This window comes from Castellaniella ginsengisoli (genome assembly GCF_040955415.1).
Lineage (GTDB): Bacteria > Pseudomonadota > Gammaproteobacteria > Burkholderiales > Burkholderiaceae_B > Castellaniella > Castellaniella ginsengisoli.
This window is the reverse complement of the sequence record NZ_CP158257.1, coordinates 1,510,082-1,536,023: the sequence shown is the minus strand read 5'-3', so window position 1 is coordinate 1,536,023 and position 25,942 is coordinate 1,510,082. Positions and strand designations below refer to the sequence as shown.

Here is a 25,942-nt window from a genome sequence, read left to right as displayed (position 1 = left end):
CCGAAACCCGCATCATCGTTCAGCCGGGGGCTGGATTCCCGAATGCCCCTATCTTCCTCAAGGTCGTATGCTGTCATGACGCGGCGGCCCCGCCCACGCGGCCCGCCTCATCCCGCCTCCGGAGGACCCACTCTTGCCGCCGATACACGCCCTGCTCTCCCTCCTGCTGGCCCTGGGCTGCGCCGGCCCGGCGCACGCCGCGCACATCCTGGTGGATGCGGGCCATGGGCCGGAACGGCCGGGCGCCACGGGCGCCAGCGGCCGCACCGAGTCCCTGTACAACCGCGACCTGGCCGCCGCCCTCGTCCGCGCGCTTGCCGCGCTGGGCAACCGGACGACCCGGATCGAGGGCATCGGCGCGGACATCCCCCCGGCACGGCGCGCGCAGGGCGCACCGGACGCCGACCTTCTGGTGTCGGTCCATCACGACTCGGTACAGGCGAGATTCCTCGCGGCGGGCCGCCAATCCGAATTCGCAGGCTATTCGATCTTCATCTCTATGCTGAACCCGCATCCGGGGCGCAACCTGGCATGCGCCCGGCACATCGGCGCACGCCTGCAGATCGCCGGCGAACAGCCTTCCGCATACCACGCCGAGCCGATCGAGGGCGAAAACCGCCCGTTCATTGACCGCCGCCTGGGCATCCACCGCTACGACGGCCTGGCGGTGCTGCGGACCGCGCCCATGCCCGCCGTTCTGGTGGAGGCGGGGGTCATCATCAATCCCGCCGAAGAAACCCGCCTCGGAAAGCCGGAGACGATCACGCGACTGGCCCGTGCCATCGCGCAAGGAGTGCATGCCTGCCTGGCGGATCCACACGCCGGCCAGGCGCAGGGGAACCGATAGCGTTTCCCTCTTGAGCGCAACGTTTCCGGGCTTTCTGGAATCAAGAGGGCGGAACAGCCAGGGCGCGACATTTCCTTCAGCCCCCGACTTGTAACAAGCCACTTCCCCCTCTTGAAACCCGAGAAATCGTCCTTATAATTAGCACTCGATGGGGTTGAGTGCTAACAATGGCTGCCGGCCCCCGCATCCTTTAATTTCTATGTACAGGAGTTCCTCCATGGCACTGCGTCCTTTGCACGATCGCGTGATCGTCAAGCGTCTGGACAACGAGCGCACCACCGCCTCGGGTATCGTCATCCCTGACAGCGCGGCTGAAAAGCCCGACCAGGGCGAAGTCCTGGCGGTCGGCCCCGGCAAGAAGACCGAAGAAGGCAAAGTGATCCCGGTCGACCTGAAGGTCGGCGACAAGGTTCTGTTCGGCAAGTATGCCGGCCAGTCCGTCAAGGTCGATGGCGAGGAAGTGCTCGTCATCCGCGAGGAAGAAGTCCTCGCCGTGATCCTGTAAGCCACCTCACCGTTCAACACCAAGGAATTTCAACATGGCTGCAAAGCAAGTTTATTTCGGTGACGATGCCCGTACCCGCATCGTCCGTGGCGTCAACATCCTCGCCAACGCCGTCAAGACCACCATGGGCCCCAAGGGCCGCAACGTGGTGCTGGACCGCTCCTTCGGCGCTCCCACCGTCACCAAGGACGGCGTCTCCGTCGCCAAGGAAATCGAACTGAAGGACAAGTTCGAGAACATCGGCGCCCAACTGGTCAAGGAAGTGGCTTCCAAGACTTCCGACAACGCCGGTGACGGCACCACCACCGCCACCGTGCTGGCCCAGTCCATCGTCGAAGAAGGCCTGAAGTACGTGGCCGCCGGCATCAGCCCCATGGACCTGAAGCGCGGCATCGACAAGGCCGTGACCGCCGCCGTCGACAGCCTGCACTCCCTGTCCAAGCCCTGCACCACCAGCAAGGCCATCGCCCAGGTCGGCTCCATCTCGGCCAACAGCGATACCTCCGTCGGTGAAATCATCGCCAACGCGATGGACAAGGTCGGCAAGGAAGGTGTCATCACCGTCGAAGACGGCAAGTCGCTGGACAACGAGCTGGACGTCGTCGAAGGCATGCAATTCGACCGCGGCTACCTGTCGCCCTACTTCATCAACAACCCCGACAAGCAAGTCGCCGTCCTGGATGATCCGTACATCCTGATCTTCGACAAGAAGATCAGCAACATCCGCGACCTGCTGCCGGTGCTGGAGCAAGTCGCCAAGTCCAGCCGCCCGCTGCTGATCGTGGCCGAGGACGTCGAGGGCGAAGCCCTGGCCACCCTGGTCGTGAACAACATCCGCGGCATCCTGAAGACCACCGCCGTCAAGGCCCCGGGCTTCGGCGACCGCCGCAAGGCCATGCTGGAAGACATCGCCATCCTGACGGGCGGCACGGTGATTTCCGAAGAAACCGGCCTGTCGCTCGAAAAGGCGACCCTCGAGCTGCTGGGCCAGGCCAAGCGCATCGAAGTGGCCAAGGAAAACACCACCATCATCGACGGCGCCGGCCAGGCCGCCAACATCGAAGCGCGCGTCAAGCAGATCCGCGCCCAGATCGAGGAAGCCACGTCCGACTACGACCGTGAAAAGCTGCAAGAGCGCGTCGCCAAGCTGGCGGGCGGTGTCGCGGTCATCCGCGTCGGCGCGGCCACCGAAGTCGAAATGAAGGAAAAGAAGGCCCGCGTCGAAGACGCTCTGCACGCCACGCGTGCGGCCGTCGAGGAAGGCATCGTCCCGGGCGGCGGCGTCGCGCTGATCCGCGCCAAGGCCGCCGTGGCCAAGGTCAAGGGCGACAACGCCGACCAGGACGCCGGCATCAAGCTGGTCCTGCGCGCCATCGAAGCCCCGCTGCGCACCATCGTCAGCAATGCGGGCGATGAAGCCAGCGTGATCGTCAACGCCGTCGAGCAAGGCGAAGGCAACTACGGCTACAACGCCGCCACCGGCGAGTACGGCGATCTGGTCGAGCAAGGCGTGATCGACCCGACCAAGGTCACCCGCACCGCGCTGCAGAACGCCGCCTCGGTCGCCAGCCTGCTGCTGACCACCGAAGCCGCCGTGGCCGAAATCGTCGAAGACAAGCCCGCCGCGCCGATGCCCGACATGGGCGGCATGGGCGGCATGGGCGGCATGGGCGGCTTCTAAGCCCCTGCCCTCCCCGGTCCGGCGCTCCGGCGCCGGCCGGCACCCGGCCTTTGGAAATCCCCGTCACGGTCCGCCGTGGCGGGGATTTTTCATGGGCCCGGGCGCACGCCCCGGGCCCCATCCTTTACAATGCCGGCACCATCCGGACCGATCGACCCATGACCCAGCCCTCCCCCTACAAGAGCACCGGCGGATTGCTGCGCATCGCGCGCGCCTTCGGCTATTCGCTGCAGGGGCTGGGGGCGGCGTGGCGCCACGAGGCCGCCTTCCGCCAGGAAACCGCGCTGGCCGTGATCTTGATCCCGCTGGGGCTGTGGCTGGGCGATACGGCCCTGGAACGATTGCTGCTGGCCGGCGCGCCGGTGGCGGTGCTGGTGGTGGAATTGCTCAATTCCGCAATCGAAGCGCTGGCCGATGCGATCAGCACGGACCGCCATCCCCTACTGGGGCGCGCCAAGGACATCGGCAGCGCGGCCGTGCTGCTGACGCTGCTGCTGGCGGGTGCCGCCTGGGCATCGGTGCTGGCGCCGCGCTGGTGGCCGTCATAACCCCTCCAAGCCTGTTTGGCGGGTCGGGCGACCCAGTGCGCCCAGCCCGCTTTTCTGGAACTCACGCGAGATAGAGGCCGACCTCCATGACCTTCATCGACAAATTGAACCGCGCCTGGGCCGCCCAGGATTCCCTGCTGATGGTGGGCCTGGACCCTGACCCGCGCCGCTTCCCCAAGGAACTGGAAGGCCGGCCGGACGCAATCACCGAATTCTGCCTGCGCATCGTCGAGGCCACCGCGCCCTACGTCTGCGGCTTCAAGCCGCAGATCGCCTATTTTTCCGCGCTGGGCGCCGAGGATCAGTTGCAGGATATCTGCCGCGCGATCCGCGAACGGCATCCCGACCTGCCCATCGTGCTGGACGCCAAGCGCGGCGATATCGGCAGCACCGCCGAGCAATATGCCCGCGAGGCGTTCGAGCGCTACGGGGCCGACGCCGTCACGGTCAATCCCTACATGGGGCGCGATTCCGTACAGCCCTACATCGATTACGGCGAGCGCGGCGTCATCATCCTGTGCCGCACCTCCAACGCGGGCGGCGCCGATCTCCAGGACATGCGGCTGGCCAACGGCACGCCGCTGTACCTGCACGTCGCCGACCAGGTGGCCCGCGTCTGGAACACCAACGGGCAATGCGCCCTGGTGGTGGGCGCCACCTTCCCGGAAGAAATCGCCCAGGTGCGCCGCCGGGTGGGAGACATGCCCCTGCTGGTCCCCGGCATCGGCGTCCAGGGCGGCGACATCCAGGCCACGGTGCAGGCGGGCCGCACCCCCGAAGGCCGGGGCATGATGATCAATTCATCACGCGCCATCCTGTATGCCAGCGCCGGGGAAGGCTGGGAACAGGCCGCCGCCAAGACCGCGCGCGCCACGCGCAGCGCCATCCGGGCGGCGCTGCAAGGCTGACCCTCCCGCCACGCGGCCGCCCGTCCGCGACGGCCGCCGGACCGATTCCCAGGAAGATGCCCATCACTCTCGACTATCGCTGCCTCTATGATGCGGTCCGCGCGCGTTTCGAATCCGACGCGGCCCTGGAGGCCTTTCTGCCCCAGGCGCTGACGCCCGGAGAACTGGAGCGCCTGGGCGACGACCGTTATCTTTCCGCCATGACCCGGCGGGTTTTCCACGCGGGCGTGCGGCACACGATGGTCGATGCCAAGTGGCCCGAATTCGAAAAAGCCTTCCAGGGCTTCGCGCCCGAGGCCCTGGCGCGACTCGGCCCGGAGCAGATCGAAACACATATGCTCAACGAGCGGATCATCCGCGACCGCGCCAAGATCAGGAGCATCCCCGAGAACGCCCGGTTCATCCTGGACATCCGCCGGGAGCGGGGCGCCGGGTTCGGGGCGTTCCTGGCCGGCTGGCCGGACACCGACACCATCGGCCTGTGGCGCCTGCTGGCCAAGCGTGGCGCCCGCCTGGGAGGGCGTTCCGCCGCCGGATTCCTGCGCCTGGCCGGCAAGGACACGTTCCTGCTGACCAGCGACGTGGTCGCGCGCCTGCAAGCCGCCGGCGTCGTCGAACGCGAGCCGTCCAGCCAGTGCGACCTGCACGCCGTGCAGGATGCGTTCAACGCATTGCGGCAGGAATCGGGCCGGCCGTTGTGCCAGTTGTCGGCCCTGATGGCCCTGAGCATCAACCCCGGGTTCTAGCCCGTCCGTCGGCCCGGAGGCGGCGGGGTGCGGCTCCGAGACGGAATCAACGGCCCGCCAGTTCCGCCAGCGCCGCCTGCAGGGCGCGGCGCACCGCCGCGTCGCGCACGGCGTCCCGGTCGCCTTCGAAGATCTGCGTGACGGCCCGGGTCACGATCCCGGCCCCGGCGCGGCGCGCGACCCCGAAGCACACCATGCCGACCGGCTTGCCGGGGGTGGCGCCGCCCGGCCCCGCAATCCCGGTGGTGGACAAGGCCAGATGGGCGCGGGGTACCGCCGCCAGCACGCCACTGGCCATTTCCATGGCGGTTTCCTCGCTGACGGCGCCGAAGCGTTCCAGGGTATCGGACGAAACCCGCAACTGTTCGACCTTGGCGGCATTGCTGTACGTGACGAAACCGCGCTCGAACCACAGGCTGGAGCCGGGGCAGGACGTGATGGCGCCCGCCAGCAGGCCGCCGGTGCAGGATTCCGCCGTGGCGCACAGCCAGCCCGCGGCACGCAGGGCGGCGCCCACTTCGCCCGCCAGTGCGCGCAATTCACGTTCGTTCATGACAGGACTCCCAGGCGGACAAGCAACGCCCCGGCCAGCAAGGTATACAGGGCGGCCACGATGTCATCGATCATGACCCCGAAGCCGTTCTTGAAGCGCCGGTCGCACAGGCTGACCGGCGGCGGCTTGACGATATCGAAGAACCGGAACAGCGCCACCGAGACGGCCTGCGCCCAGAACCCGTGGGGCATCAGCCACAGGACCAGCCAGACGGCCACGATCTCGTCCCAGTTGATGCCGCCATGATCCGGCACGCCCAGCGCGTCGCCGCAGCGCTGGGCCGCCCAGCAGCCGATGCCGAAGGACAGCAGCAGGACCAGAACCATCCAGCCATCGGGCAGGCCGTGCAGCAGGACGGCCCACAGCAGCCAGCCGACCAGCGTGCCCCAGGTGCCCGGTGCGGGGTGGATCAGGCCCGAACCCAGGCCAAAAGCCAGAATCCGTTCGGGACGAGCGAAAACCCAGGCGGCGGACGGCCGGAGGATAGGCTGGCCGGGGCGCTCGGTCATGCAATGTCCCCGCAGGGTTCGGAAAAATGATCGAACCCCCGATAGGCCACCGGCACGACCTGCCCCGCGCCATCCAGCACACGCAGATCCTGCCCGCGCACCAGGGTGCCCACCCGGGCCACCGGCACCCCCAACTGGCGCCCCAGCACTTCGATCTGCTCGCGCCACAAGGGCCGCGCGGTGAAGCACAATTCGTAGGCATCCCCGCCCGCCAGCAGGATCTCGCGGCGCAGGGATTCATCCAGGCCGGCCAGCGCAGGATGCGCCGGCAAGACATCCAGCCAGAGATCGGCGCCGCAATGGCTGGCCTTGAGAATATGGCCGAAATCCTGCAGCAGGCCATCGGACACATCAATGGCGGCGTGCGCCACGCCGGCCAGATACCGCCCCAGCTTCAGGCGCGGCGTCGGGCGGTCCAGGGCCGGCCGGGTGGCGCGCAGGCGCTCGGGATCGGGGGGCAGGCGGCCCAGCACCAGCCGCAGGGCCAGATCGGCCGCGCCCAGCGTGCCGGACACCCAGACGTCATCGCCGACGCGCGCCGCATCGCGGCGCAGGGCGTGCGTGCGGCGGACTTCGCCCAGGACAGTGATACTGAGCACCACGCCGGATTCGCTGCGCGTGGTGTCGCCACCGACCAACGGGCATTGCGACTCGCGCGCCAATGCATGAAAGCCCGCGGAAAAGGCCTCCAGCCAGGCATGGTTCACGACGGGCAGCGACAACGCCAGCGTGCAGGCCAGCGGGCGCGCACCCATGGCGGCCAGGTCGGAAAGATTGACGGCCAGGGCCTTGTGGCCCAGGGATTCGGGATCGGCATCGGTCAGGAAATGCCGGCCTTCGACCAGCATATCGGTGCTGACGGCCAGTTCGCAGCCCGCCGACAACGGCATCAGGGCGCAATCATCGCCCACGCCCAGCATCCTACCGGGCGACGGCCGCTTGAAGTAGCGCGCGATCAGGTCGAATTCGCCATCCGCCTGCATGGGCTCGCCCCGCGCCGCCTCAACGGCGCGCCGTCGCCTGTACCTCGGGCGCTCGGACTTCGGCCGCGAGCTTGTCGAGCACGCCGTTGACGAAACGGTAGCCATCCGTGCCGCCGAAGGATTTGGCGAGTTCAACGGCTTCGTTGATGGCCACGCGGTAGGGAACCTCGACGTGCTGGACAAGCTCGAAGCTGCCGATCAGCAGGATGGCGTGCTCGATGGGAGACAGTTCCGCCAGCGGCCGGTCGATGTAGGGCACGAACCGCTCGCGCAACGTCTCGGCCTGGGTGGCCGCCCCCTGGAGCAGGGTTTGATACCACTGGGCATCGGCCTGGTCGAAGTCTTCTCCGTCGCGCACGTGGGCATCGATCTCGCCCAGTTCGGACAGATCCTTGCCGCCGCGCAACAGCCAGGCATACACACCCTGCAGCGCGAACTCGCGCGCCAGCCGGCGCGCGCTGCGGGCATTGGCGCGGCCGGCGCGCGCAGGCTTGAGTTCAGTCATCCACGTCCTCGTCGTCCTCGCCGTCGAAGTCGTCGTCGTCCTCATCGTCGTCGTCCGATTCCGGCTCGAGGGCCGCCACCAGGTTGGCCATCTCGACGGCCGCGCGGGCGCAGTCGCGGCCCTTGTCGGCCGCACGGACCTGGGCCTGCTCGTCGGTGTCGGCGGTCAGCACGCCGTTGGCGACCGGAATGCCGGTTTCCAGCGCAATGCGGCTGATGGCCGAGGCAGATTCGTTGCTGACGATCTCGAAGTGATAGGTTTCACCGCGAATCACGGCGCCCAGGGCGATCAGCGCGTCGAACTCGAAGGTTTCGGCCATCTGCGCCAGCGCCACGCCCAGCTCAAGCGCGCCGGGCACGGAAACCACCATGACGTCGCGCTCGTCCACGCCCAGGGCGGCCAGTTCGTCCAGGCAGGTCTGCAGTTCGGCCATGCCGATTTCTTCGTTGAACCGTGCGCGCACGATGCCGATATGCAGGCCTTCCCCGTTCATGTCGGGGGTCATCACGTAAGGGTTCATAGTCGCGGTTCCATGTCAGGTCGCGGCGTTGGGTACGCCAGGTTCGTTATGGTAACCCGTAATGGTCAGGGAGAACCCCGCCATGCTGGGCATTTTGCGCGGGCGCGCCAGCAGCCGGGCCTGGCCCACGCCGAGGTCACGCAGAATCTGCGCGCCGATGCCGAAGGTGCGCAGGCCATGGCGCTCGCCGTCGACGACGGGCTGCGCGGCGGGGGTTTCGCCGCCGCTGCGGGCCCAGGCCTCGAACTGCGAGAACATCAGCTCGGCGCCGCCATGGCAGTTGAGCAGCACCAGCGCGCCGCTCGGCGCGGCGGCGATGGCTTGCAGCGCCTGAGGGATGGTCCAACTGTGACGGGTGGCGCCTTCGCACAGCAGGTCCAGCACGCTGGTGGGCTCGTGCACGCGCACCAAGGCCTCTTGATCCGGCCGGATCTCGCCATGCACCAGCGCCAGATGCGGGGCGTTGGCGGCGCGGTCCCGATAGGCCACCGCATGGAACGGCCCCCAGGGCGTGGTCACCGGGCGTTCGACCAGGCGCTCGATCATGGATTCGTGCTCGCTGCGGTACTGGATCAGATCGGCGATGGTGCCGATCTTGAGGCCGTGCTCCCGGGCAAAGTTCATCAAGTCGGGCAACCGCGCCATCGTGCCGTCCGGCTTGAGGATTTCACAGATCACGGCGGCCGGAGTCAGGCCCGCCATGGCGGTCAGGTCGCAGCCGGCCTCGGTGTGGCCGGCGCGCACCAGCACGCCGCCCTGGACGGCGCGCACGGGAAAGATGTGCCCCGGCTGGACGAGATCGGAAGGCCGCGCGTCGCGCGCCACCGCCGCCTGGATGGTGCGGGCGCGGTCGGCGGCGGAAATGCCCGTCCCCACGCCTTCGGCGGCTTCGATGGAAACCGTGAAATTGGTGCCGTAGCGGGTGCCGTTCTGGTTGGACATCATCGGCAACTGCAGTTGGTTGCAGCGTTCGTGCGTCAGCGTCAGGCAGACCAGCCCGCGCGCATGCGTCACCATGAAATTGATGGCGTCGGGCGTCACGAAATCGGCGGCCAGCACCAGGTCGCCTTCGTTTTCGCGGTCTTCTTCGTCCACCAGGATGACCATATGGCCGGCCCGCAACTCGTTCACGATCTCCTGGACCGGAGAGATATCGAAGGACGGCTCGTTCGAGACCGTGCCGGATGCCATGTTCATGCGATGCCTGTGAAATGAAAACGGAATACGGGCATTTTAGCCCTTGCCGGACTCTGCCCCGCCCAAGAGCGCGTCGGCGAATTCGGCCGCGACGAAAGGCTGCAGATCCTGCATGCCTTCGCCCACGCCGATCCAGTACACGGGAACGGGCCGGACCCCCTGGCTGCCCGCCGCCACCGCCGCCAGCGTCCCGCCCTTGGCCGTGCCGTCGAGCTTGGTGACGACCAGCCCGGTCAGGCCCAGCGCGGCGTCGAAGGCGCGGATCTGCGCCAGGGCGTTCTGGCCGGTGTTGCCATCGACCACCAGCAGGACTTCATGCGGTGCGGCCGGATCGGCCTTGCCGATGACGCGCCGGATTTTTTTCAACTCTTCCATCAGGTGCAACTGGGTCGGCAGGCGGCCCGCCGTATCGACCAGCACCACATCCGCCGAGCGCGCGCGGCCGGCATTGACGGCGTCGAAGGCCACGGCCGCCGGATCGCCGCCTTCCTGGGCGATGACGGTGACGCCGTTGCGCGCCCCCCAGGCCACGAGCTGCTCGCGCGCCGCCGCGCGGAAAGTATCGCCGGCCGCCAGCAGCACCGACGCCTGGCGCTGCCTGAGCGCGTGAGCCAGCTTGCCGATGGAGGTGGTCTTGCCCGCCCCGTTGACGCCCGCGATCATGACCACCATAGGCGTGGTTTCGCCGACGACAAAAGGCTTTTCCAGGACCTTCAGGTGCTCGGTGAGAATATCGCGCAACTCGGCGCGCACGGCTTCGGGATGCTCGATGCGCTGGCGCCGCACGCGGGCGCGCAGTTCCGCCAGCAGTTTTTCCGTGGCCTCGACCCCGGCATCGGCCATGATGAGCGCGGTCTCGAGTTCTTCGAACAAGGCCTCGTCGACCTTGACTCCGGTGAACAGGCCGCCCAGGCTCTGGCCCGTGCGCGACAGGCCGCGCCGCAGGCGGCCCAGCCAGGAGCCGGAGGCGGCGGGTCCGGGCGCCTGCGCGCCCGTCGAGCGGTCGAGCCGCGCCAGCGGGTCGGAGGATTCGTCCGGCCGGTCCGACCAGGCGTCGGGAGGCTGCACGAAGACCTCGACGGCTTCGGAATCCGACCCGGCCTCGGGGGCCGGATCCATGGCCGAGGCCGGTTCGCGCGCCCCGGGCGCGGAACCATCGGCCTGCGCCGCCCAGGTATCGGGCAGTTCGGTCGGCGCGACCGGCGCGACCTCGGGCGCATCCGCGGACTCGGGGATCCCGGCCTGGACAGCCGCCGATTCCTGGGGCGCGGGCGCCTTTTTGCGTTTAAAGAAACTGAACATAGGCTTTACACTGAAAACGATCCGGCCAAGGCCCGGCACGGACCAGCGGACCGCGCATGAAAAAACACCAGATTCGTATTGTAGGCGGTGCTTACCGCCGCACGCCCATTTCCGTTCCGGAAAGCGCGCACTTGCGCCCGACGCCCGACCGGGTGCGCGAGACCCTGTTCAACTGGCTGGCGCATTTCTGGGATGGCGTCTTTACCGGCCGCCGGGTGCTGGACTTGTTCGCCGGTACAGGAGCGCTGGGCTTCGAGGCCGCCTCCCGGGGCGTGGAGACCGCCCAGATGGTCGAGCAGGCGCCGGCTGCGCTGGCCGGCCTGCGGGCCGTCCAGGCCCGTCTGAAGGCGCCCGCCGTCCGTATCCATGCGGGCGAGGCGTGCGCCTTTCTGCGCGCCCAGCCGGCCCCCTCCTACGACCTGATCATGCTCGATCCGCCCTTCGGCGCGGGCTGGCTGCCGCGCCTGCTGCCCCTGCTGGAACGCGCCGCCCTGCCGGGCGGCCTGCTGTACCTGGAATCGGAAGCGCCCCTGGAGGCGCTGCCGCCGGATTGGACCTTGCTGCGCCAGGGGCGGGCCGGCCAGGTCCACTTCGGGTTGATCCGGTTTGCTGCGATGCAAAAAAATATGAATAATGACGGTTTCATGACGCCCTGAACCGCCACCCGGAACCACGGGCACGGGACATGCGTCGCCTTGGCCTGGGCCCTCCCGGGATTCGACCACCGCTTCCGTCAACCTATACGGAGACCGCATGATCACCGCCGTCTACCCAGGCACTTTCGACCCGCTCACCCGTGGGCATGAAGACCTCGTGCGACGGGCGGCCAGCCTGTTCGACCAGGTTGTCGTCGGCGTCGCCCACAGTCAGAACAAACGGCCGTTCTTCTCGCTTCAGGAACGCCTGGAGATCGCGGAGGAAGTCCTGGGGCACTACCCCAACGTGCGGGTGCGCAGTTTCAGCGGTCTGCTCAAGGATTTCGTGCGCGAACAGGATGCGCGCGTCATCGTGCGCGGGCTGCGCGCCGTGTCGGACTTCGAATACGAATTCCAGATGGCCGGCATGAACCGCCACCTGCTGCCCGAAGTCGAAACGCTGTTCATGACCCCTTCGGATCAGTACCAGTTCATCTCCGGCACCATCGTGCGCGAAATCGCCATCCTGGGCGGGGACGTCAGCAAGTTCGTGTTTCCGTCCGTCGAACGCTGGCTGCACGCCAAGGCCAAGGCCCTGCGCGATGCGCAGGGCGCCGCAGGCGGGCATGCCTCTTAGGCCCACTCCACGGGACCGGCTTCCGGGTGAACCTTCACCAGCCTGCACGGCTGGCCCAGCCACTGGGTGAACCAGGCCGCCGCCAGGTCGCCCTCATCCACGACACGCACGTCGCGCCCGCCGATCTTCGCGGTGCGTTCGACGCTGTCGTCATCCTCGATCACGTCCAGCGGCACATCCAGGCGCAGCATGCCTTGCGCGCGAATCACCAGATAGCCGAAGCGCAGGCTGATGTCCAACTGATTCAGGCCGGGCGCCCGGCCCGCCTCCAACCAGCGATCCTGGTCGTCGACCGCCAGCCAGCGGCGATCGTAAAACTGGGCGGCCTCATCGGCCAAGGCGGCCGCCCCGGCGATCGGCTGATACGCGGAATGAGTCGTCATACGTGTGTCTTCCTCTTGGTTTTCATTGTCCCAGCAGGCCCTTGAGGGCCTTGCCGATGCGTTCCACCGGATCGGCGCCGGCGGCCGGCGCCGCGGATGCTCCAGGCGCGGCGCCGCGCGTCTCGGACTCCAGCGACGGCAAGGCCTGATCGATCAGATCCCGCCCCTTGAGCAATTCCATCAGGCCCGATTTCAGGGCGCGTTGAATGGACGGATTGCGGATGCTCGACCAGTCCACCTCGTACGCGGGCTGCGCCCAGGCGCCGGTGATGCGGATCGGAATCCGCGTGCCCAGCAGGGGCGTCAGTGCGATATCCAGCCCCTTGGGCAACCGCGCCGCCACCTGGGCCTGCAGAACCAGATCCAGGCTGCGGCCGGGCACGTCGATGCGCGCCGGCTTGCCCTCGGACAGACGCACCAGATCGGACACCACCGCCAGCTTCGACAGCGTCCCCTGGCCGTCCTTGAGATCCAGGCGGGCGTCCAGGGCGCTGAAAGCGGTGCTGCGCCGGTCGTCGAACGGCGAGGCCAGGGCGTCGAGGCGGCCCTTCAGGACATTGCCCAAAGCCGCAGCCACGTCCGCCAAGGTTCGCGAAGCATCCACCCCGTGCACGGCGCCGTTGCGCACCTGCACGGAAACCCGGCCCGTCAGCGTGCGCCGCAAGGCGTCCGCGGTCGCCCCCTGTGCCCGTACGTCGATCTGCGCCGCCCCGCGCCCCGAAAGCAGGTTCCGCCGCATCGCGGCTTGAATCAGAGGCGCCACGGCGACTTTGTCCAGCGCCAGCTTCAGGCCGAACGCCTGCTCGGCCGACGCGCTGAACTGGCCCGACAGGGTGCCTTCGTACAGAGCCGCCGCCAGCTTGGTGACGGCCAGTTCCCCCTTCTGGACGCGCGTCCGGGCGCTCACGTCCGTCAGTTGCAGATCGCGCAGCCGCAGATCCCCGATCGTGACGTCGCCCTCGATGTCCAGGCCTTTCAGGAAAGACAGGTCGATCGGCGCGGGCGGCTGCGGCGCGGGCGCCTCTGCGGCAGGCACCGGTTTCTGGTCCCGACCCGGGTCCGGTTCCGGTTCGGTTTTCTGCTTTTCGCCGCCCGGCCCGGCGGCGGGCGCGGAGGCCGGCGCCGGCAGCCAGCGGTTCAGATCGAGTTTCTCCGTGCTCAGCGAGAACCGGGTCTGGGGCTGCGATGCGACCAGCCCTGTGGTCTGTGACTTGAAGGCGGCTTGCCCGCCATCGATCACGGCGTTCAAGTCCGCAGCCAGCAGATCCTGGATCAAATCCAGATGCACGCTGCCGATCATGGGAAACTCATAGCTGCCGGACGGCAGCGCCTGGTCGCGCACGCCCATATCGCCCTTGATGGCGCTCAGGGAACCCTTGCGCAGGGCCATGTTCCAGGTCAGCGGCGAAGTCAATTCCAGATGCAGGAGGCGGTCGCCCTGGGTGAGCGCCCCATCCAGGCTGGCCGCGCTGAACCGCCATTCGTTGGCATTGCCCGACAGGCCTTCCAGGCCGAGCGAGACGGCCAGCGTATCGTCGCCCGTCCATTTGAAGGTGCCCGTCACCGGATCGGCCTGGGCCGAATCGGGCGAGATCGCCAGGGCCGGCGCATCCAGGGCGAGATCCAGGGCGCGCCCGCCATCCTGGCCGGCGGCGCGCAAGGCGAGCTTATCGATATTGACCGCGGTGTTGCGCTGGTCCAGGCGCAACTGGGCGGCGGTCAGGCTGGCCTTCAGCCCCTGGATCGGGTGGGCACCCACGATATTGCCGCTCAGGGCGAGTTCAAGGTTGTCGGCAGAAAACAGGCGCGCCTGCCCGTCATAGGCCAGGTTGCCCCGCAGCGTGGCCTGCGACTGATCCAGATTGCCCAGGCGCCCGCTCAGTTGCACATTGATCTTCTGTGCGGAATAGCCGCGTCCGCCGGGGTTCAGGCGCAGCAGCGCCTGGGCCTGGAACTGGGCGTCCTGCACCGGATCATTGCCTGTGACGATGGCCTTCAGGGATACGTCGAAAGGCTGATCGTAGGTGACGCGGCCCGTATTGGCCTCGATCTGGTCGAAGGTCGTGGACAGGCCGTCGCGCTGATCAACGTACTGGACCCGCCCCCCCTTGAGCTCCAGGCCCGCGATGTCGATATTGAGATCCGAGCCGGTGCCGGACGGCGCCGCCGCGGCGGCCGCGACCGCCGCCACAGGCGCCGATGAGGCGGCCGCCGCCTGGTCGGCGTCCAGCAGGTCGCTGAAATTGAAATGGCCTTCGGCATCGCGCACGACCGAGGCCTTCAGCCCCGTGACGGCGACATGATCCACCACCAGCCGATTCGACAGCAGCGGCCAGATTGCCACCGCGAAACGGGCGCTGTCGATGGAGACGAAGGTGTCTTGGGCGTCGCGCTCGGACAGGGACACGTCGCTGACGGACAGGCCGATGCGGGGGAACAGCGACAGGCCGATGTCGCCGCCGATGGTGAGCGTGCGCGCGGTGCGTTCGAAAACGAGGGACTCGAGCCTGGACTTGTAGGCATTCGGATTGAAGGTCAGCAGGAAGATCCCCAGCCCGACCACCGCCAGCAGCAGTACCGCAACCAGGCTGAACAGCACCCGCTTCAACCAGACATTCATATTCAGGACCTGCTCACACTCATCAAGGGGATCGCGTTGAATCTGCGCGTCATCGAGCGCAAGGCGTCCACCGCAAAACGAAATGCTAACCCATGGCCGCGCCCGGCACGGCCGTTTACGGCGCTGTGCCGCATTCTATTGCACCGCATTGCATTTCGTAGAAGAATGCACAGGACTTTATATGACATGTGGCTATAAAGAAATAGGGCTGCAACCCTTAGCAGAAATCGCATTCGCCGGTACGATGGCCGATTGCCCCATCATGTCGAACCAGGAGACTTCCCTATGACACGCCGCTTCGAGACTCTGGCCATCCACGCCGGATACACGCCCGACCCCACGACCAAATCGGTCGCCGTGCCGATCTACCAGACTACCTCGTACGCCTTCGACGACACCCAGCACGGGGCGGACCTGTTCGATCTGAAAGTGGCCGGCAATATCTATACCCGCATCATGAATCCGACCACCGCCGTCCTGGAAGAGCGCGTCGCCGCTCTGGAAGGCGGGGTGGCCGCGCTGGCCGTGGCCTCGGGCATGACGGCCATCACCTACGCCATCCAGACCCTGGCGCAGGCGGGCGACAACATCGTGTCCACCGGCAAACTCTACGGCGGCACCTACAATCTGTTCGCCCATACATTCCCGCGCCAAGGCCTGGAGGTGCGCTTCGCCCCCCACGACGACGTGGCCGCGCTGGAGGCCTTGATCGACGAGCGCACCCGCGCCGTGTTTTGCGAATCCGTCGGCAATCCGGCGGGCAACATCATCGACATCCAGGCATTCGCCGAAGCCGCCCACCGCCACGGCGTGCCGCTGATCGTGGACAACACGGTCGCCTCGCCCGCCCTGTGCCGCCCCATCGAGTGGGGCGCGGACATCGTGGTGCACGCCTTGACCAAATACATGGGCGGCCACGGCACCAGCATCGCCGGCGCCATCGTGGACGCCGGGACTTTTCCCTGGGCCGAGCACCGCGACCGCTTCCCCATGCTGAACGAGCCGGACCCGTCCTACCACGGCGTGGTCTACACCGAGGCCTTCGGGCCGGCCGCCTTCATCGGCCGCTGCCGCGTCGTACCGCTGCGCAACACCGGCGGCGCGATCTCGCCCTTCAATTCCTTTCTGGTGCTGCAGGGCATCGAGACCCTGCCCCTGCGCATGGAACGCCACTGCGCCAACGCTCTGGCCGTGGCCCGCTTCCTGAAGGATCACCCTCAGGTCGCCTGGGTGAACTACGCCGGCCTGCCGGATCATCCCGAGCATGCGCTGGCGCAGAAATACATGGGCGGGCGGCCCGCCAGCATCCTGTCCTTCGGCATCCAGGGCGGCCTCGCTGCGGGGGCGCGGTTCATCGATGCCCTGCAACTGATCCTGCGGCTGGTGAACATCGGCGACGCAAAATCCCTGGCCTGCCATCCGGCCTCGACCACGCATCGCCAGCTCAGCCCCGAAGAACTCGCCCGCGCCGGTGTCGGCGAAGACATGATCCGCCTGTCCATCGGTATCGAGCACATCGACGACATCCTCGACGATCTGCGCCAGGCGCTGGACGCCAGCCGCTGAGCCGGCGCCGTCCCGCCCCAACCCTCAAGATATTCAAGGAAATCTCATGCAGCAATACCGCCGCACAGCCTCCGGGAGGCCGCCATGCAGGTAGGCATTCCCCGCGAAACCCTGCCGGGCGAGACCCGGGTCGCCGCCACACCTGAAACCGTCAAGAAACTGGTGCAGGCCGGCCATCAGGTGCGGGTCGAGCGCGGGGCCGGCACGGCCGCCCGCTACCCCGACGCCGACTACGAGAAGGCAGGCGCCGAACTGGCCGACGCCCAGACCGCTCTGGGCGGCGAGCTGGTCCTGAAGGTGCGCCGGCCGGATGCGTCCGAACTGGACCGCATGAAACCGGGCGCGGTCCTGCTCGGCATGCTGGACCCCTTCGACCCCGAAGGCTTGCGGGCGCTGGCGGGCGCCGGCCTGACGGCCTTCGCCCTGGAGGCCGCGCCGCGCACGACCCGCGCCCAGAGCCTGGACGTGCTGTCGTCCCAGGCCAATCTGGCGGGCTACAAGGCCGTGCTGCTGGCCACCCAATACTACGGGCGCATCTTTCCCATGATGATGACCGCCGCCGGCACCTTGAAAGCGGCCCGCGTGGTCGTGCTGGGCGCGGGTGTGGCCGGCCTGCAGGCCATCGCCACCGCGCGCCGCCTGGGCGCCGTGGTCGAAGCTTCGGACGTGCGCCCCGCCGCGCGCGAGCAGGTCGAATCGCTGGGCGGGAAATTCATCGACGTGCCCTACGAAACCGACGAGGAGCGCGAGATCGCCGAAGGCGTCGGCGGCTACGCCCGGGCCATGCCGGCCGCCTGGATGGCGCGCCAGGCCGCCCTGGTGGCCGAGCGCTGCAAGCAGGCCGACATCGTCATCACCACGGCCCTGATTCCCGGCCGCCCGGCACCGACCTTGATCCAGCCGGATACGGTCGCCGCCATGAAGCCGGGCTCGGTCATCGTCGACCTGGCCGTGGAGCGCGGCGGCAATTGCCCGCTGTCGGTCCCCGGCGAGGTCGTCGAGCGCGACGGCGTCACCCTGGTCGGGCTGGCCAACCTGCCCGCCCTGCTGGCGACCGACGCGTCCGCGTTGTACGCGCGCAACGTGCTCGATTTCCTGAAACTCGTCATCGATGCCGAGGGCCGCTTCGCCCCGCCGGCGGACGACGACATCGTCAACGCCTGCCTGGTCTGCAAAGACGGCCAGGTCCTGAGGAGCGCCTGATGGAAGCCGTCAACCCCACCCTGATCAACATCATCATCTTCGTGCTTGCCGTCTACGTGGGCTTTCATGTCGTCTGGAACGTCACGCCCGCCCTGCATACTCCGCTGATGGCCGTGACCAACGCCATCTCGGCCATCGTCATCGTCGGCGCCATGCTGGCGACCGGCCTCACCGACGGCGGCCTGGCACAGTCCATGGGCGTGTTCGCCGTGGCGCTGGCGGCGGTCAACGTCTTCGGCGGCTTCCTGGTCACCCAGCGCATGCTGGAGATGTTCAAGAAGAAAGACCGCAAGGGAGGCCAGGCATGATCTCGGCCAATCTCGTCACCCTGCTTTACCTGGTCGCCTCGGTCTGCTTCATCCAGGCGCTCAAGGGCCTGTCCCACCCGACCACCTCGCGTCGGGGCAATGCCTTCGGCATGGCGGGCATGGCGATTGCCATCCTGACCACGGCGGCCCTCATCATCGGGCTGGCGCGCGACGGCGCGACCGCCGCCGGCCTGGGCCGCGTCATCCTCGGCCTGCTGGTCGGCGGCGCGATCGGCACCGTGCTGGCGCGCAAGGTCCAGATGACCAAGATGCCGGAGCTGATCGCCTTCATGCACAGCATGATCGGCCTGGCGGCGGTGGCCATCGCCACCGCCGTGGTGGCCGAGCCGCATGCCTTCGGCATTGCGGCCGAGGGCGCCCCCGTCCCCATCGGCAACCGGCTGGAGCTGTTCATCGGCACGTTCGTCGGCGCCATCACCTTCTCCGGATCGGTGATCGCCTTCGGCAAACTGTCGGGCAAGTACAAGTTCCGCCTGTTCCAGGGCGCGCCGGTGGTCTTCCCGGGCCAGCACCTGTTCAACCTGCTGCTGGCGATCCTGATGCTGGCCTGCGGCTTCTGGTTCATGGCGACGCAAGCCTGGCTGCCGTTCATCCTCATGACGGCCATCGCCTTCCTGCTGGGCGTGCTGATCATCATCCCGATCGGCGGGGCCGACATGCCGGTGGTGATCTCCATGCTGAACAGCTACTCCGGCTGGGCGGCGGCGGGCATCGGTTTCTCGCTGAACAATCCGATGCTGATCATCGCCGGCTCTCTGGTGGGATCTTCGGGCGCGATCCTGTCCTACATCATGTGCAAGGCGATGAACCGGTCGTTCTTCAACGTGATCCTGGGCGGCTTCGGGGCCGAGCCGGCCGCCGCGGGCGCGGCGTCCCAGGCCCAGCGCAGCGTCAAGTCCGGCAGTCCGGACGACGCCGCGTTCCTCATGAGCAACGCCGAGACCGTCACCATCGTTCCCGGCTACGGCCTGGCCGTGGCGCGCGCCCAGCATGCGCTCAAAGAACTGGCCGCCAAGCTCTCCGCCCAGGGGGTCACGGTGAAATACGCCATCCACCCGGTCGCCGGCCGCATGCCGGGGCACATGAACGTGCTGCTCGCCGAAGCCGAAGTCGCCTACGACCAGGTCTTCGAGATGGAAGACATCAACGGTGAATTCGGCCAGACCGACGTGGTGCTGGTGCTAGGCGCCAACGACGTGGTCAATCCGGCGGCCAAGAACGACCCGAACTCGCCCATCGCCGGCATGCCGATCCTGGAGGCCTACAAGGCGCGCACCGTAATCGTCAACAAGCGCTCGATGGCGGCGGGCTATGCCGGCCTGGACAACGAGCTGTTCTACATGGACAAGACCATGATGGTGTTCGGCGACGCCAAGAAGGTCGTGGAGGACATGGTCAAGGCCCTCGAATAAGGGCTCCGGCCTCGGGGAAGACCCGCGCATGCGGGCTTTCCCGCAGTCCCGGAATACGGATTTCCGGACGGGATCGTTTAGAATTCATCCTGTCGCACTTTTGTGTCGTAAATAGAAACATGGCCTTCCAGGAAGACGATCCCTGTCTGGTGTCGCAACCGCTCGAAATCAGTTCCATCGTGCAAGGCCTGCTCAACCAGCGGGTGCTCGTGCGCCTGGACATCCCGGGGAAGACCGTCTCGATCATCTCGACGCTGCTCGATGTCGATCCGAAGACGAATACGATGATCCTCGACAATGCCTCCGAGGACCAGATCAACACCCAGTTGCTGCGCGCGCCCGACGTGCGTCTGCAAGGCACGCTCGACCGCGTGATGATCGAGTTCTCCGGGCCGCTCAGCCCTGCCATGCACGGAGGCAAGCCGGCCCTGTCGATGGCCTGGCCAACCCAGTTGCGGCGCATCCAGCGGCGCGAGTTCTTCCGGGTCGATATTCCGGCCAGCAATCCTGCATACTGTCTGATCGAAAACGATGCCCTGCCCTCGGGCTCCGCGCGCTTCCGGATCGCCGACATCAGCGCCGGCGGCCTGCAACTGGTGGACCACGACAAGCTGCTCGTCGACATCCCCGTGGGCACGATCTTCGAGGAGTGCACCCTCGAACTGCCCGACGCCGGCGAACTGGACGTCGGCCTGCGCGTGCTCCGATCCACCCACCTGACGCAGGACAACGGCAAACCGCAACATCAGGTCGCCTGCCGCTACTTCAATCTGCCCGACAGCCGCCAGATCACCATCCAGCAGTACATCGGCACCCTGGAGCGCGCCGTCCTCGCCCGCCGCTGGGGCATGGAATAAACCCGGCGGGATCCGGCCCGGGTCTCCGGCTCAAACGGCGCCCGATAAATATATTGGTTGAATATTTATCGGGTCTGTGAAATCATCCCCGTACCGGGTCCGCTGGCGACCCTGAACGGCACTTATCATGAACGCTTCCTCCTGTGACGTCGCCATCGTGGGCGGCGGCATCATCGGCCTGAGTTGCGCCCTGTACCTCCGCGAGGCCGGGCACGACGTCATCGTGGTCGAACGCAACGATCCGGCCAGCGGCGCCAGCCGGGGCAACGCAGGGGCACTGGCCTTTGCCGAAATCCTGCCGCTGGCCTCTCCGCGCATCATCCGCAAGGCGGCTCGCTGGCTGTTCGACCCCCTGGGGCCGCTCAGCCTGCCACCCGCCTATCTGCCGCAGATCGCGCCCTGGCTGCTGCGCCTGTGGCGCGCCAGCCGGCCATCGCGCTACCAGGCCAACATCCAGGCGCAGGCGACCCTGATCTGCCTGGCCGAACAGGAAATGCTGGCCATGCTGGCCCGCACGGGGCTGGATCGCCATCTGCATACCGAAGGCGTGCTGGAAGTCTACGAAGGCGCCGGCCGTTTTGCCGCCGCCCAGGAAACCGCCCGCCAGCGCCTGGCCCACGGCATCGAAAGCCGCCCCGTCCAGGGCGCCGAACTGGCCGAACTCCAGCCCGGCCTGTCGCCCCGCTTCACCCACGGCATGCTGGTGCCCCGCTGGCGCAACGTCGACGACCCCCAGGCACTGGCCGTGGACATCGGCCGGCAGGCGCAGGCGCTCGGCGCCCGCATGCTGCGCCGCGAAGTCCGCGCCGTCGAGCCGGGCGCCGGGGGCGCCCGCCTGGCGCTGGACGACGGCACCTCCCTGGCGGCACGCCGGGTCGTCATCGCCGCCGGCGCCTGGTCGCACCGGCTGAGCCGCCCGCTGGGCGACCCCATCCCCCTGGAAACCGAGCGCGGCTACAACACGACCCTGCCGCCTGGCGCGCTCGACCTGCGCCGCCAGATCACCTTTTCCGACCATGGCTTCGTGATCTCGCCCCTGAGCTGCGGCATCCGCGTCGGCGGCGCCGTCGAACTCGCCGGCCTGAAGCGCCCGCCCGACTACCGCCGCGCCCAGGCCATGCTGGACAAAGCCAAGGCCTTCCTGCCGGCGCTGCGCACCGAGGGCGGCGAGCAATGGATGGGATTCCGGCCCAGCCTGCCCGACTCACTGCCGGTGATCGGCCGCGCGCGGCGCCACCCCGATATCTTCTACGCCTTCGGCCACGGGCATCTGGGCTTGACGCAATCGGCCGCCACGGCGCGCCTGATCCGCGACCTGATCGGCGGCCATCCCCCCGCCATCGACCCCGCTCCCTACCGGCCGGAACGCTTTTTCTGAGGACTCATCATGCACCGCATCGCCATCCTGGATTCCCACACGGGCGGAGAGCCGACCCGCCTGGTACTCGACGGCTTTCCCGATCTGGGCGGGGGATCCATGGCCGACCGCCGCCGGCTCCTGGCCGAACGGCACGACGATTGGCGCAAGGCCGTGATTCTGGAGCCGCGCGGCAGCGACGTGCTGGTCGGCGCCCTTCTGTGCACGCCGGTCGATCCCGCCGCCACCGCCGGCGTCATCTTCTTCAACAACACCGGCTATCTGGGCATGTGCGGCCACGGCACCATCGGCCTGCTGGCTTCGCTGGCCTGGATGGGCCGCATCGAACCGGGCGCGCATCGCATTGAGACTCCGGTGGGCGCCATCGGCGCCACCCTGCACGCCGACGGCTCGGTCAGCGTGCGCAATGTGCCGGCCTACCGCCATCGCAAGGCGGTCGCCGTGGACGTCCCGGGCTACGGCACCGTGCACGGCGACATCGCCTGGGGCGGCAACTGGTTCTTCCTGGTCGAGGCGCCCGACCGGGTCGTACCCGGCGCCGACCGGGCCGCCCTCACGGATTACGCCTGGGCCATCTGCCAGGCCCTGGAAGCCCAGGGCATCCGCGGCCGGGGCGATGCGCGCATCGACCACATCGAGCTTTTCGGCGCCGACGAGGAGGCCGACAGCCGCAACTTCGTGCTCTGCCCCGGCAAGGCCTACGACCGCTCGCCCTGCGGCACCGGCACCAGCGCCAAACTGGCCTGCCTGGCCGCCGACGGCAAGCTCGCGCCGGGACAGATCTGGCGCCAGTCCAGTATCATTGGCAGCCAGTTCCAGGCCAGCTACGAACCGGGTGAGCACGGCGAGGTCATCCCGACCCTGCGCGGACGCGCCTGCATCAGCGGCGAAACCACCCTGATTCTCCAGGACGATGATCCCTTTCAATGGGGCATCGAACCGCAGCTCTGATCCGACCATGACTTCCGCATCCCCCACCATCAAGATCCGCGCCACCGAAGCGGCCTACGACCGCATCGAGCAGATGATCGCCACACTGCAACTGGAGCCCAACCAGCCGATCGTGGAAAGCGACCTCATTCAGATGACCGGCCTGGGCCGCACGCCCATCCGCGAGGCACTGATGCGGCTGATCGCCAGCGGCCTGATCGAACAGCAGCCCCGCCGCGGGCTCCGCGTCAGCGAAATCCGCATCGCGGAACACCTCATCCTGATCGAGACCCGCCGGGTTCTGGAACGGCTGATCGCCGGATCGGCGGCCCGCCGCGCAACGTCCGGCCAGCGCGCCGCCCTGCTGCAGTGCGCGCACGACATGGCGGCCGCCGCGCACGAGGGCGACCTGGGCGACTACATGCAGGCCGACCAGGCCCTGGATCGCGTCACGCACGAAGCCAGCCGCAACCCCTACGCGGTGCAGGCGATCATTCCCATGATCATTCAATGCCGGCGTTTCTGGTACGCCTACCAGCACGAAGGCGACCTGGAGCGCGGCGCCCGCTGCCACCTGATGCTGGCCGAAGGCATCCACGCCAACGATCCGGAGCGGGCCATCGCCGGCGCGGATGCGCTGATGGACTACCTGATGGATTTCACCCATACAGTGATCGAGGGGTGAGCCCCCCTCGCTGCGCAGCCCCACGCCGCCGGGGCGGCCCTGCGGCGTGGAACTTTCCTGCGCCAGGCCCGGGCAGGCCTAGTTCACATACCAGATCGTCTTGACCTGCTGGTACTGGTCCAGGGCTTCCAGGCCATTGTCGCGGCCGCCGAAGCCGGACTGCTTGTAGCCGCCGAACGGGGTCGTGATGTCGCCTTCCGAGAAACCGTTGACCGACACCGTGCCCGCCTGGATGGCGCGGGCCACGCGCTGGGCGCGGCCCACGTCGCGGGTGTACAGGGACGCTGCCAGGCCGTAGTGGCTGTCATTGGCCAGCTCGATGGCTTCGGCTTCGGTCTCGAAAGTGCTCACGGCCAGGATAGGACCGAAGACTTCCTCGCGGAACAGGCGCGAGGCGCGCGTGACGCCGTCGAAGATGGTCGGCTCCACATACCAGCCGCTGCCCAGGTCGGAATGAATGCGGCCGCCATGCACCAGCCGCGCCCCTTCGGCCGCAGCGCCTTCGAGGAAGCCGCGCACCTTGTCGAAATGCGCGCGTTCGACCATGGGGCCGATCTGCACGGATTCGTCCGTGGGCAAGCCGACCTTCCAGGCGGACAAGCGCGCGCGCAGACGGTCGAGCAGGGCATCCTTGATGCCGGCCTGGACGATCAGGCGCGAACCGCAACTGCAATTCTCGCCCATGTTCCAGAAGGCGGCGGCCAGCACATGATCCACCAGGCCATCCAGATCCGCGTCGTCGAAGATCACCTGCGGGCTCTTACCGCCGCACTCCAGGACGATTTCCTTCAAGTTGCTTTCGGCGGAATACTTCAGGAAGTAGCGGCCGACCTCGGTGGAGCCCGTGAAGGACACCACGTCCACATCCATGTGGCGGCCCAGCACCTGGCCGACTTCCTCGCCTAGGCCGGTCACCAGTTGCAGCGCCGACGCCGGGACGCCGGCCTCGTGGGCCAGTTGGGTCATGCGGTAGGCGCTCAGGGACGTGAGCTCGGCGGGCTTGACGATGACCGAATTACCGGCCGCCAGCGCGGGCGCGACCTTCCAGGCATACATCTGCGCGGGGAAATTCCAGGGCAGCACGGCGCCCACCACGCCGATGGGTTCCTTGACGATCAGGCCCATGGCATCCGGTCCCGTCGGGGCGATGCGGCCGAAACACTTGTCGATGGCTTCGGCGTACCAGCGGAACGTGTCGAGCGTGGCCGGCAGGTCGGTATTCAGGCACTCGGTGATCGGCTTGCCGGCATCGATGCAGTCCAGCGCCGCCAGCTCTTCGGCGTGGGCCGTCATCAGGTCCGCCCAGGCCAGCATGATGCGCTTGCGTTCCGCCGGGGCCAGTTGCGACCATTCCCCGGACTTGAAGCCGGCGCGCGCCACGCGCACCGCCAGATCGACATCGGCGGCGGTGCCCGATTCCAGGGAGCCGATCACGCTGTTGTCGATCGGCGTCGTATTGTCCATCCGGGCGCCCGGCGCCTCATGGCCGGGAATCAGGTGGCCCGCCCAAAGGCTGCCTGCGCGGGCCTGGGCGAAAATCTGTTCTTTGGTCTGCGGCATGGTGGTCTCCTCAGCCTTGGTAGGCATCCAGCAGCGCCAGGAAGGCGCGTTCGTCCTGCTCCGACAGCGGGGCCAGGGGCTGGCGCACCGGGCCGGCCTCGATGCCGTGGCGGCGGCAACCCAGCTTGGCCTTCTGGTTGTAGTCGCCGGACTCCATGGCCTGGATCACCGGGTACATGCCGCTCATCAGGCGGCGCACCTCGTCCCACCGGCCGTCGTCGGCGGCCTTGACCATGGCCGCCTGCTCGCCCGGGAAGACATTGGCGCCGCCGCTGATCCAACTGCGCACGCCCCAGAACAGGAAATCGGCCGCCATGTCGTCGGAGCCGCTGATGATCTCGAAATTCGGGATATCGGCCTGGATCAGGGCCAGGGCGCGATTGAAGCTGCCGCTGCTTTCCTTGATGCCGACGATGTTGGGGATGCGGGCCAGCTCGATCACGGTCTCGACCTCGATCTGCACGCCGACCCTGGCCGGGAAGTCGTACATGATGATCGGCAGCCTCGTAGCTTGCGCGACCGTGCGGAAATGCTGCGCAATCCCGGCCTGCTCCGGCAAGCTGTAGGGCGGCGTGGACAACATCAAGCCGTCGTAGCCCAGGGCCTCGGCCTGTTGCGCATTGCGAATGGCCTGCGTCGTCGACAGGGCATTGATGCCGGCGATCGCGGTCACGCGGCCCCGGGTGGCCTCGGCCACCGTGCGCAGCACCAGTTCGCGCTCGTCGTCTTCCAGCGCGTAGTACTCACCCGTGGTGCCGCAGGCGACGATTCCCGCGACGCCGGCCTCGATGAAGCGTTCCGCCAGCCGGCGCAGCGCGTCGGCATCGACGCGGCCATCCGCCGCGAACGGGGTAATGATGGGAACTAGGACTCCAGCGGTATTCATATGTATTCCTAAAGACGAGAAAAACGGCCCGGACTCCGGGCGAATGCGGGGCGCAAG

General features: G+C 67.8%; 27 protein-coding genes. 16 read left to right on the top strand and 11 right to left on the bottom strand.

Going from position 1 to position 25,942, the window contains the following annotated elements; genetic code table 11:
• Positions 1-133 precede the first annotated feature (133 nt).
• From ABRZ00_RS07300 to ABRZ00_RS07275, 6 genes are all read left to right on the top strand, one after another.
• Positions 134-847, top strand: coding sequence for an N-acetylmuramoyl-L-alanine amidase (locus ABRZ00_RS07300; RefSeq protein ID WP_368642466.1), 714 nt, complete (start codon positions 134-136; stop codon positions 845-847).
• A gap of 217 nt (positions 848-1,064) precedes the next feature.
• Positions 1,065-1,352 (top strand): co-chaperone GroES, encoded by a 288-nt coding sequence (locus ABRZ00_RS07295; protein ID WP_368642467.1) that lies wholly within the window; start codon positions 1,065-1,067, stop codon positions 1,350-1,352.
• Positions 1,353-1,386: 34 nt separating this feature from the next.
• Positions 1,387-3,033 (top strand): chaperonin GroEL, encoded by a 1,647-nt coding sequence (groL, locus tag ABRZ00_RS07290; protein WP_368642468.1) that lies wholly within the window; start codon positions 1,387-1,389, stop codon positions 3,031-3,033.
• Between the two features lie 158 nt (positions 3,034-3,191).
• Positions 3,192-3,581, top strand: a complete 390-nt coding sequence (locus ABRZ00_RS07285; protein ID WP_343836009.1) for a diacylglycerol kinase — start codon at positions 3,192-3,194, stop codon at positions 3,579-3,581.
• A gap of 86 nt (positions 3,582-3,667) precedes the next feature.
• Positions 3,668-4,489 (top strand): orotidine-5'-phosphate decarboxylase, encoded by an 822-nt coding sequence (gene pyrF, locus ABRZ00_RS07280; RefSeq protein ID WP_343836010.1) that lies wholly within the window; start codon positions 3,668-3,670, stop codon positions 4,487-4,489.
• A 56-nt stretch (positions 4,490-4,545) separates the two neighbouring features.
• On the top strand, positions 4,546-5,235 hold the full coding sequence (locus ABRZ00_RS07275) for a DNA-3-methyladenine glycosylase I (protein ID WP_368644172.1): 690 nt from the start codon (positions 4,546-4,548) through the stop codon (positions 5,233-5,235).
• A 46-nt stretch (positions 5,236-5,281) separates the two neighbouring features.
• Here the strand turns inward: ABRZ00_RS07275 and ABRZ00_RS07270 are convergent, their stop codons facing one another.
• Genes ABRZ00_RS07270 through ftsY form a run of 7 tightly spaced genes read right to left on the bottom strand, consistent with a single transcriptional unit; the run spans position 5,282 to position 10,804 of the window.
• The gene (locus ABRZ00_RS07270; RefSeq protein ID WP_368642470.1) at positions 5,282-5,788 is read right to left on the bottom strand and encodes a CinA family protein; all 507 of its coding nucleotides are present in this window, start codon (positions 5,786-5,788) and stop codon (positions 5,282-5,284) included.
• Positions 5,785-6,297, bottom strand: a complete 513-nt coding sequence (locus tag ABRZ00_RS07265; protein WP_343836014.1) for a phosphatidylglycerophosphatase A — start codon at positions 6,295-6,297, stop codon at positions 5,785-5,787. The genes ABRZ00_RS07270 and ABRZ00_RS07265 overlap by 4 nt, the downstream gene beginning before the upstream one ends.
• Complete coding sequence (thiL, locus tag ABRZ00_RS07260; RefSeq protein WP_368642471.1) at positions 6,294-7,280, bottom strand: thiamine-phosphate kinase; 987 nt, start codon at positions 7,278-7,280, stop codon at positions 6,294-6,296. The genes ABRZ00_RS07265 and thiL overlap by 4 nt, the downstream gene beginning before the upstream one ends.
• A 19-nt stretch (positions 7,281-7,299) precedes the next feature.
• The gene (gene nusB / locus ABRZ00_RS07255) at positions 7,300-7,785 is read right to left on the bottom strand and encodes a transcription antitermination factor NusB (RefSeq protein WP_343836017.1); all 486 of its coding nucleotides are present in this window, start codon (positions 7,783-7,785) and stop codon (positions 7,300-7,302) included.
• Positions 7,778-8,305 (bottom strand): 6,7-dimethyl-8-ribityllumazine synthase, encoded by a 528-nt coding sequence (ribH, locus tag ABRZ00_RS07250; protein WP_343836018.1) that lies wholly within the window; start codon positions 8,303-8,305, stop codon positions 7,778-7,780. The genes nusB and ribH overlap by 8 nt, the downstream gene beginning before the upstream one ends.
• A gap of 15 nt (positions 8,306-8,320) precedes the next feature.
• Positions 8,321-9,502, bottom strand: a complete 1,182-nt coding sequence (ribBA, locus tag ABRZ00_RS07245) for a bifunctional 3,4-dihydroxy-2-butanone-4-phosphate synthase/GTP cyclohydrolase II (protein WP_368647639.1) — start codon at positions 9,500-9,502, stop codon at positions 8,321-8,323.
• A 36-nt stretch (positions 9,503-9,538) separates the two neighbouring features.
• Positions 9,539-10,804 (bottom strand): signal recognition particle-docking protein FtsY, encoded by a 1,266-nt coding sequence (ftsY, locus tag ABRZ00_RS07240; RefSeq protein ID WP_368642472.1) that lies wholly within the window; start codon positions 10,802-10,804, stop codon positions 9,539-9,541.
• A gap of 56 nt (positions 10,805-10,860) precedes the next feature.
• On the opposite strand from ftsY, the gene ABRZ00_RS07235 reads away from it, so the two are divergent.
• Both ABRZ00_RS07235 and coaD read left to right on the top strand, forming a co-directional pair.
• Complete coding sequence (locus ABRZ00_RS07235) at positions 10,861-11,460, top strand: RsmD family RNA methyltransferase (protein ID WP_343836021.1); 600 nt, start codon at positions 10,861-10,863, stop codon at positions 11,458-11,460.
• A 97-nt stretch (positions 11,461-11,557) separates the two neighbouring features.
• On the top strand, positions 11,558-12,076 hold the full coding sequence (coaD, locus tag ABRZ00_RS07230) for a pantetheine-phosphate adenylyltransferase (protein ID WP_343836022.1): 519 nt from the start codon (positions 11,558-11,560) through the stop codon (positions 12,074-12,076).
• On the opposite strand, the gene ABRZ00_RS07225 is transcribed toward coaD, so the two are convergent.
• Positions 12,073-12,459 (bottom strand): MOSC N-terminal beta barrel domain-containing protein, encoded by a 387-nt coding sequence (locus tag ABRZ00_RS07225; protein ID WP_368647638.1) that lies wholly within the window; start codon positions 12,457-12,459, stop codon positions 12,073-12,075. The two genes, coaD and ABRZ00_RS07225, sit on opposite strands and share 4 nt — an antisense overlap.
• 22 nt (positions 12,460-12,481) lie before the next feature.
• On the bottom strand, positions 12,482-15,079 hold the full coding sequence (locus ABRZ00_RS07220; RefSeq protein ID WP_368642474.1) for an AsmA family protein: 2,598 nt from the start codon (positions 15,077-15,079) through the stop codon (positions 12,482-12,484).
• A 285-nt stretch (positions 15,080-15,364) separates the two neighbouring features.
• Between ABRZ00_RS07220 and ABRZ00_RS07215 the strand changes: the two genes are divergently transcribed.
• The 8 genes from ABRZ00_RS07215 (at position 15,365) to ABRZ00_RS07180 (ending at position 23,439) form a co-directional block, all read left to right on the top strand.
• Positions 15,365-16,645, top strand: a complete 1,281-nt coding sequence (locus ABRZ00_RS07215) for a bifunctional O-acetylhomoserine aminocarboxypropyltransferase/cysteine synthase (RefSeq protein ID WP_343836026.1) — start codon at positions 15,365-15,367, stop codon at positions 16,643-16,645.
• Positions 16,646-16,729: 84 nt separating this feature from the next.
• On the top strand, positions 16,730-17,848 hold the full coding sequence (locus tag ABRZ00_RS07210) for a Re/Si-specific NAD(P)(+) transhydrogenase subunit alpha (RefSeq protein ID WP_368642475.1): 1,119 nt from the start codon (positions 16,730-16,732) through the stop codon (positions 17,846-17,848).
• A complete protein-coding gene (locus ABRZ00_RS07205) occupies positions 17,848-18,156 on the top strand; it encodes an NAD(P) transhydrogenase subunit alpha (RefSeq protein ID WP_368639673.1) in 309 nt (102 codons plus the stop codon). Before ABRZ00_RS07210 ends, ABRZ00_RS07205 begins: the two co-directional genes overlap by 1 nt.
• Entirely contained in the window at positions 18,153-19,589 is a 1,437-nt protein-coding gene (locus ABRZ00_RS07200) for an NAD(P)(+) transhydrogenase (Re/Si-specific) subunit beta (RefSeq protein ID WP_368642476.1), read from the top strand. The genes ABRZ00_RS07205 and ABRZ00_RS07200 overlap by 4 nt, the downstream gene beginning before the upstream one ends.
• 119 nt (positions 19,590-19,708) lie before the next feature.
• On the top strand, positions 19,709-20,446 hold the full coding sequence (locus tag ABRZ00_RS07195; RefSeq protein WP_368642477.1) for a flagellar brake protein: 738 nt from the start codon (positions 19,709-19,711) through the stop codon (positions 20,444-20,446).
• Between the two features lie 127 nt (positions 20,447-20,573).
• Entirely contained in the window at positions 20,574-21,824 is a 1,251-nt protein-coding gene (locus ABRZ00_RS07190; protein ID WP_368642478.1) for an NAD(P)/FAD-dependent oxidoreductase, read from the top strand.
• A gap of 9 nt (positions 21,825-21,833) precedes the next feature.
• Positions 21,834-22,775, top strand: a complete 942-nt coding sequence (locus ABRZ00_RS07185) for a 4-hydroxyproline epimerase (protein ID WP_368647637.1) — start codon at positions 21,834-21,836, stop codon at positions 22,773-22,775.
• Positions 22,776-22,782: 7 nt separating this feature from the next.
• Positions 22,783-23,439 (top strand): GntR family transcriptional regulator, encoded by a 657-nt coding sequence (locus tag ABRZ00_RS07180; protein ID WP_368642480.1) that lies wholly within the window; start codon positions 22,783-22,785, stop codon positions 23,437-23,439.
• A 78-nt stretch (positions 23,440-23,517) separates the two neighbouring features.
• Here the strand turns inward: ABRZ00_RS07180 and ABRZ00_RS07175 are convergent, their stop codons facing one another.
• Both ABRZ00_RS07175 and dapA read right to left on the bottom strand, forming a co-directional pair.
• Entirely contained in the window at positions 23,518-24,999 is a 1,482-nt protein-coding gene (locus tag ABRZ00_RS07175; RefSeq protein ID WP_368642481.1) for an aldehyde dehydrogenase, read from the bottom strand.
• A 10-nt stretch (positions 25,000-25,009) separates the two neighbouring features.
• A complete protein-coding gene (gene dapA, locus ABRZ00_RS07170; protein WP_368642482.1) occupies positions 25,010-25,885 on the bottom strand; it encodes a 4-hydroxy-tetrahydrodipicolinate synthase in 876 nt (291 codons plus the stop codon).
• Between the last annotated feature and the right edge of the window lie 57 nt (positions 25,886-25,942).

Excerpts from the sequence above, each read along its gene's own strand:
- ABRZ00_RS07220 (WP_368642474.1), bottom strand. The coding sequence starts at position 15,079 with ATGAATGTCTGGTTGAAGCGGGTGCTGTTCAGCCTGGTTGCGGTACTG.
- thiL (WP_368642471.1), bottom strand. The coding sequence starts at position 7,280 with ATGCAGGCGGATGGCGAATTCGACCTGATCGCGCGCTACTTCAAGCGG.
- ABRZ00_RS07185 (WP_368647637.1), top strand. The coding sequence starts at position 21,834 with ATGCACCGCATCGCCATCCTGGATTCCCACACGGGCGGAGAGCCGACC.
- ABRZ00_RS07265 (WP_343836014.1), bottom strand. The coding sequence starts at position 6,297 with ATGACCGAGCGCCCCGGCCAGCCTATCCTCCGGCCGTCCGCCGCCTGG.
- ABRZ00_RS07270 (WP_368642470.1), bottom strand. The coding sequence starts at position 5,788 with ATGAACGAACGTGAATTGCGCGCACTGGCGGGCGAAGTGGGCGCCGCC.
- groL (WP_368642468.1), top strand. The coding sequence starts at position 1,387 with ATGGCTGCAAAGCAAGTTTATTTCGGTGACGATGCCCGTACCCGCATC.
- ribH (WP_343836018.1), bottom strand. The coding sequence starts at position 8,305 with ATGAACCCTTACGTGATGACCCCCGACATGAACGGGGAAGGCCTGCAT.
- coaD (WP_343836022.1), top strand. The coding sequence starts at position 11,558 with ATGATCACCGCCGTCTACCCAGGCACTTTCGACCCGCTCACCCGTGGG.
- ABRZ00_RS07215 (WP_343836026.1), top strand. The coding sequence starts at position 15,365 with ATGACACGCCGCTTCGAGACTCTGGCCATCCACGCCGGATACACGCCC.
- ABRZ00_RS07200 (WP_368642476.1), top strand. The coding sequence starts at position 18,153 with ATGATCTCGGCCAATCTCGTCACCCTGCTTTACCTGGTCGCCTCGGTC.
- ftsY (WP_368642472.1), bottom strand. The coding sequence starts at position 10,804 with ATGTTCAGTTTCTTTAAACGCAAAAAGGCGCCCGCGCCCCAGGAATCG.
- nusB (WP_343836017.1), bottom strand. The coding sequence starts at position 7,785 with ATGACTGAACTCAAGCCTGCGCGCGCCGGCCGCGCCAATGCCCGCAGC.
- ABRZ00_RS07210 (WP_368642475.1), top strand. The coding sequence starts at position 16,730 with ATGCAGGTAGGCATTCCCCGCGAAACCCTGCCGGGCGAGACCCGGGTC.
- ABRZ00_RS07225 (WP_368647638.1), bottom strand. The coding sequence starts at position 12,459 with ATGACGACTCATTCCGCGTATCAGCCGATCGCCGGGGCGGCCGCCTTG.
- ABRZ00_RS07295 (WP_368642467.1), top strand. The coding sequence starts at position 1,065 with ATGGCACTGCGTCCTTTGCACGATCGCGTGATCGTCAAGCGTCTGGAC.
- ABRZ00_RS07180 (WP_368642480.1), top strand. The coding sequence starts at position 22,783 with ATGACTTCCGCATCCCCCACCATCAAGATCCGCGCCACCGAAGCGGCC.
- ABRZ00_RS07195 (WP_368642477.1), top strand. The coding sequence starts at position 19,709 with ATGGCCTTCCAGGAAGACGATCCCTGTCTGGTGTCGCAACCGCTCGAA.
- ABRZ00_RS07285 (WP_343836009.1), top strand. The coding sequence starts at position 3,192 with ATGACCCAGCCCTCCCCCTACAAGAGCACCGGCGGATTGCTGCGCATC.
- pyrF (WP_343836010.1), top strand. The coding sequence starts at position 3,668 with ATGACCTTCATCGACAAATTGAACCGCGCCTGGGCCGCCCAGGATTCC.
- ribBA (WP_368647639.1), bottom strand. The coding sequence starts at position 9,502 with ATGAACATGGCATCCGGCACGGTCTCGAACGAGCCGTCCTTCGATATC.
- ABRZ00_RS07205 (WP_368639673.1), top strand. The coding sequence starts at position 17,848 with ATGGAAGCCGTCAACCCCACCCTGATCAACATCATCATCTTCGTGCTT.
- ABRZ00_RS07235 (WP_343836021.1), top strand. The coding sequence starts at position 10,861 with ATGAAAAAACACCAGATTCGTATTGTAGGCGGTGCTTACCGCCGCACG.
- ABRZ00_RS07175 (WP_368642481.1), bottom strand. The coding sequence starts at position 24,999 with ATGCCGCAGACCAAAGAACAGATTTTCGCCCAGGCCCGCGCAGGCAGC.
- dapA (WP_368642482.1), bottom strand. The coding sequence starts at position 25,885 with ATGAATACCGCTGGAGTCCTAGTTCCCATCATTACCCCGTTCGCGGCG.
- ABRZ00_RS07190 (WP_368642478.1), top strand. The coding sequence starts at position 20,574 with ATGAACGCTTCCTCCTGTGACGTCGCCATCGTGGGCGGCGGCATCATC.
- ABRZ00_RS07275 (WP_368644172.1), top strand. The coding sequence starts at position 4,546 with ATGCCCATCACTCTCGACTATCGCTGCCTCTATGATGCGGTCCGCGCG.